This is a genomic window from Streptomyces sp. NPDC058371, from assembly GCF_042723265.1.
Classification (GTDB): domain Bacteria; phylum Actinomycetota; class Actinomycetes; order Streptomycetales; family Streptomycetaceae; genus Streptomyces.
The window spans coordinates 106,944-112,392 of the sequence record NZ_JBHXJC010000015.1 but is presented as its reverse complement, the minus strand read 5'-3'; the positions used below and the strand labels follow the sequence as shown (position 1 = coordinate 112,392).

Here is a 5,449-nt window from a genome sequence, read left to right as displayed (position 1 = left end):
GTCCACACTCCCCACGTCCGGTGGGCAGCGCAGAACGATCAGCTCGGAGAGGCTCCTCCTACGCCGCCAGCAACCGATACTTGGCGGGCAAGAAGGCAGATAACGGCGCTGAGCTGCTTAGTTCCGTCGGGCGGGACCGAATGCGGAAGGAACTTGGGGCAAGGTCCGCAACGCGGAACGCGGAGCTGATCGGGTGCGTGAATTGAGGCGTCTCTAGCTTCGAAAAGTGCGGACCGTACATCCCAGGGGCGCTGCCCCTGGACCCCGCCAGGGGCGAGCGGCCCCTGGACCCGCATTGCGGGGGCCAGCCCCCGACCCCGGCAAGGGGCGACGCCCCCTGCACCCCGTACTGGGGGCCTACTCGCCCCCCAGACCCCCAGCGCCAGGCCCTTGGCGGCCTGGACCAGCCCACCCCACGCGCCCTGCGCCAGCTCCTAACGTCGCTGACGCACCACTCGGGCGCGGAGCGCCCTCCTTGGGCACGTGGGACGAACGATCGACTTGCGCATCCCTGCTTTGCCATTGGTCGAAGGCAAGTTGGCAGAGCTCAGCTTCGAGGGGGTGAGGGGTCGTGGGGCGCGAGCAAGTCGGAGGACCGAATGGTGACGGGGAGGATGAACTGAGTGAGTCGTGGAAGAAGGCCGAAGTGAGAGAGGGGTTGGGTGCGGGGAGAAGCTGGCTGAGGGGAGGAGAGACGCGTGTGAGTTGCGGTCTGAACTTACGGGGCTTTGTCCTTGACGAGGAAGGTCCGGCACAGTATCACGCGCGCGCGCACGTTATAAGATTTGGTCGTCAGCATCAGTGCAGGTCAGTGCCTTGTTACCTGCAAGTAAGGTACGCCAGGGGCAACGTTGGGGCAGGTCGATGTTGCCCCTGAGGTGCTGTCGATGCGCGTTTTGCAACATATAGTTGCATCATTGACTCCTGAGGCCCGCGGAGGTCGAGGTGCTCGGCAGTACGGCAGATTCGAACGTGCAGGCGATTTGAGGTCAGCGCGTGCCTCCGAGAGGCGCGCGAAGGTACCTCACGGGCTACATTCGACACGCGCGATGCCACTATGCATGGCGTCTTTGCCACATATAGTTGCGCTGGATAGGGTGCTAATCGTCTGGTATCGATCATGAGGAGTACATGCACCCATGTCAGCACTCCCCTCCGAGGACCCGAAGCGGCAGCGGGCTCCCGATAGAGAGGCAGCACCGGGGCCGAAAAGGAACGCACCTGCACCCAGCCCGTACCGCAGGGCCCGTGGAGTGCCGCGCACAAAGCCGGCCACAGTTGTCAAGCTGCCTGAAGGCCATCGCGCGATTGTGGAGAGGAACCCCACCAGCGTGGGGTTCCTCGGCGGTGCCTTCAGCATGGACAGCCTCGAGTTCTTGAAGTGGATGGCCATCTACTTCCATGACGACATCGCCTGCCTTCGTTCCCTGCTCTACCTGATGGGGAGCCAGGAGCCAGGAGGGACGATCAGGGCAACGCAGAAGCAGATCGCTCACGCCTTGCAGCTCAACCGGGTGCACGTCAACAGGGCTATTGGCCGTCTCTTCGACCTTGGGCTCGTCCACATGGTTCAACGCGGCTTGTACCAGCTGAATCCGCAGGTCGTTCTCAGGGGTGGGACGATTGAGGTGGAGGAACCTGGTCGATCGTCGAGCAGGAAGCCTGCGACTCGGAAGGTCGATCAGCTCGAGCTCATCGAGGAATTGGCTGAAGATCCGGCTGTTCCTGAGGAGTTCACACAGCTCATGCTTCCTAACAGGGCACCCAAGAAGCCCAGAGCGTCGGAGGGATAGATGTCAGCACAAGCTGCCGAGGAGCGTGCTCCGGAGCTCTGGACGTCGCCCAGCGCCTTTGCATACGTTCCCAGTGTTCCCGGGCCTGCACTGCGCGTGATGCTGTTCCTGCTGGGGGTCCAAGAACCTGGCGGTCGCATCGTTATCACGCAGGAAGACATCGCATCGGCTCTCGGAATGAAGCGCTCAGCCGTTGGCCTGAGTCTCCAGCACCTGCAGTTCGCTCGGATTGTCTGGAAGGAGCGGCAGGGCGTCTACCAGCTGAATCCTCAGGTGGCCGGCTTCACAACGCCAGCCGAGGCAGAGGACGCCATCAGGCACATGGACGAGTCGTTCTGCTTGGACGTCGAAGACTTCGAGGAGCGCTATCGGGCCGCCGTCGAGGAACATCAGGAAGCTCTGAAGCGGAAGGCCGCTATTCGCAAGGCGCCCGCCATGCCGCCCACTGACTTGGCAACTCACCGTCAGCGGCGCAGCCGCCGGGTGGCGGCGGTTTCGGCCGAGTAGGCGGCGCCGACGACAGGCAAAACACCGGGGCCCCCGCTCTCGCGGGGGCCCCGGTGTGTCTGGTATCGGTCGCAGTCTAGCCACCGACCACAGGAGTGGCTAGTCGATCAAAGGAACGCAAGACGTCAAGCTGTGTGTGCCGTGGATCATGTTGAGACCCAGACGGCAGGCACTTCGACCCGCAGCAATCGGGGGCGGCGGCTGTCTCGGTGCGGCCAGCGGCACCGAGGCCACCGACTGGCTGACTATCGCGAGAGCCAGGTTCTCCGCCCGCAGCCGCGCAAGGGCGCGGTGGTGTACTCCGGTTGATGGAGCAACTGCCGGGAGTCCCCCATCGTTACTGCCCTCGCGGTCGAAGCTCCCCTCAAGGTCACCTTCCCCGCGGCGTCCAGCGCACTTGATGAGCTACTCGGTGCGGGAATTGTCTCGGTGAAGGATCCAGCGAAGGGTGAACGGGAGGAGCGCGCCGCTTTCCTTGCCAACGACGTACTTAATTAACCTCATCAATGGTGCTGAGCGTCGACTCCGGCATACGCCCTGGGACCTTGCGGGCAGCTCACTTTGCCCTCCTCCCCCGTCCATCATCCGGCGTCCACGGACTGTGCCATTCCCGGGGGTCGGCGGCCCGACATGTAGGTGATCCGCCGATGGACCGCGGGAAGTCGCGCCCCCAGTCCAAACGAGGGTGCCCACGCAGAAGCTCCAGCTTGCGGCAGCGGATCGCCGAGCCGAGCGCCCCACGGCTGTCCGTCTTCCCTCCGAACCCACCCCTTTGAGCCCCAGGCAGCGCAGAGAGTGCGCCTGGAGAGGCCCCCGAAAGCCGTAGATCGCCTTCTGAGCGTCGTTCACTCCGGGGGTGGGCAATCAGTCCAGCCGCACCGAGTTCGTCCGCGTAGCGGAGAAAGCGCAGGTCAGGGGGCACGTGAGGCCATGCGCAAACTGGCATAAAGCGGTCGATCGCCTTCTGCCGTGAGTCCTCCACCGAGGCCGATGCTGGGACCGAGGACTTAGAACGACAACGCCTTGGCCGAAAGATCTGACTGCTCGAAGCTGAGTCCACCCTGAGCGAGTAGAGAGCGCGGCCGCCCATAGCTCTCGCCGCGCATTCGCAGATACGGCGACCGAGACCGGCCCATCAGGAAGCGGCAATCCGCGTCAGGAGCCAGGGGCTTACGGCACTCCCCTGGCTCTCGGCGATTGGGAGCGATCGCTGCGGCCTCAACGCGGCTGTCCTGTCGATCAAGTGCTCTAGGGGGAGATCACCCATGGTAGACGGGAGCCTGCAGTCAGTCCGTCACCGCGATTCGAATGCTCTTACGTGTTCCCTAGTGACATTGCCCGCCCTCTCCGCTACGCAGTCGGCCGAGCCTCTGACTGCTTGGGTGGTTCGACTAAATCTGTCGGTGATGAGCGGCGTGCAGGCCCCAATGCTTCCGCACCTCTGATCCTCCTTGCTCGGCCCTATCGAGGCGGGCTCCGATGTGGGCACACTCGGTCACAGAGCACGGACGGTGATCGCACAGACCGTTGGCCTCACGACTGGCCGGCCCAGGTCCGGGGGTTGGGGTTGGGTACTGGAAGCTACTCCCCCGCCGCGTCTTTGCACGCAGGACCTTCGCGGGAATGTCCTCTCCTGCCGCGTACGGTCTTCTGCTGGCCCTGCGGTGCTGGCGGAACCGGAGTTGGAAGCGAAGACGACGGGCAGATGTAGGTCTGCGTAAATACCCAGGTTTGCGATGCCGGCGGTCTCCCAACGATCGGACATGAGGCGTCTGCGTTGAGGGAAGCAGAACTGCGGTGACGCGTTCAAGAGAAGTGGAGCCGAACAGAGGCAGGTCGAGTCGTGGAGTGGCGTTTCCCTTTCCGGGAACTGCGGATGCGGACCCCCAACCACAAGGAGAACCCCGGCCCAGGTCCGGGGGTTGGGGTTGGGTACTGGAAGCTACTCCCCCGCCGCGTCTTTGCACGCAGGACCTTCGCGGGAATGTCCTCTCCTGCCGCGTACGGTCTTCTGCTGGCCCTGCGGTGCTGGCGGAACCGGAGTTGGAAGCGAAGACGACGGGCAGATGTAGGTCTGCGTAAATACCCAGGTTTGCGATGCCGGCGGTCTCCCAAGGATCGGACATGAGGCGTCTGCGTTGAGGGAAGCAGAACTGCGGTGACGCGTTCAAGAGAAGTGGAGCCGAACAGAGGCAGGTCGAGTCGTGGAGTGGCGTTTCCCTTTCCGGGAACTGCGGATGCGGACCCCCAACCACAAGGAGAACCCCGGCTCGGTAGGAGGGGGCCCCTCTGCAAGCACTTTCATGCGTTGCCTCGCCCCGGGTGGGACCTCGGCATGTCGGCCGATTGCAGAAACCTCGTGGCAACGCGGTACTGATGGCATCGCAGGCTGGGGTTGCGCACACGCTCAGTGCATTCCGCCCTCCTGGTGTGAAGTGTAGGGCCAAAGGGATGCGCAGGCTGTGGCCATCAGAGTCGGTTCTTTTTGCCTCAGACGCGTTCCGATCCGCAGCACGCACCTAGTCAGGTCCCAGAAGGCGCTCGGAGGGATCCTGCCGATCCATGCCCCTGGAGGGGCTCGTCGCGACCCCTCCCCTCCTCTAGGTCCTCCATGAATACCATGACGGCCCTGTACGCCCGCCTGAGGCCCTATCGCGCCCCACCAAAGGGAATCATCCCGGCGCGACGGAGTTTGGCCGCCTGGGCGCATTTCCGCAGGTCAGGGCCCGTTTCTCGTCGGCTGCAATTGCATAGAAAAGGTGCATTTCTGCACAGTCGACAGAAGCTCAATCGACTCCGCTGTCTGCTTCTTACATCGAGGGAAAACGGATGGTGCAACATATTTGTCCAATGCCGGGTTGTCAGGTAGGAAGACGGTGTGCAGTGAGGAATTTATATTGGTTGGCTAACACACAGGAGAGCCGTCAATCTAAAAGGAGTGCGATCCGACCTTTCCTAGGTACGTGAAGCAATCATGCAATAAAACAGGATAGAAGCCGGAGGAAACCTAGTTGCAAATGACATGTCACAACTGAGGCTAAATAGTTGCTTTACATTCTGTTGAAGCGTTGTGTCATCACTGGTGTGAGAGCTGTGTTTTGGCTCGCTTTATCAAGTGTGTTTGACCCGAAGGCCTGACGTAATTCGCA

General features: G+C 62.6%; 2 protein-coding genes. Both read left to right on the top strand.

Going from position 1 to position 5,449, the window contains the following annotated elements; all coding sequences use genetic code 11:
• The first annotated feature begins 1,331 nt into the window (after positions 1-1,331).
• On the top strand, positions 1,332-1,793 hold the full coding sequence (locus ACFWM2_RS33040; protein WP_383287605.1) for a helix-turn-helix domain-containing protein: 462 nt from the start codon (positions 1,332-1,334) through the stop codon (positions 1,791-1,793).
• 99 nt (positions 1,794-1,892) lie between these two features.
• Positions 1,893-2,300 carry a hypothetical protein gene (locus tag ACFWM2_RS33035; RefSeq protein ID WP_383287603.1) on the top strand — a complete coding sequence of 136 codons (408 nt, stop codon included), beginning with the start codon at positions 1,893-1,895 and terminating at the stop codon, positions 2,298-2,300.
• Positions 2,301-5,449 lie beyond the last annotated feature (3,149 nt).

What these genes read in the sequence shown, in the direction of transcription:
- ACFWM2_RS33035 (WP_383287603.1), top strand. Translation starts at nt 1,893, where the DNA reads ATGCTGTTCCTGCTGGGGGTCCAAGAACCTGGCGGTCGCATCGTTATC.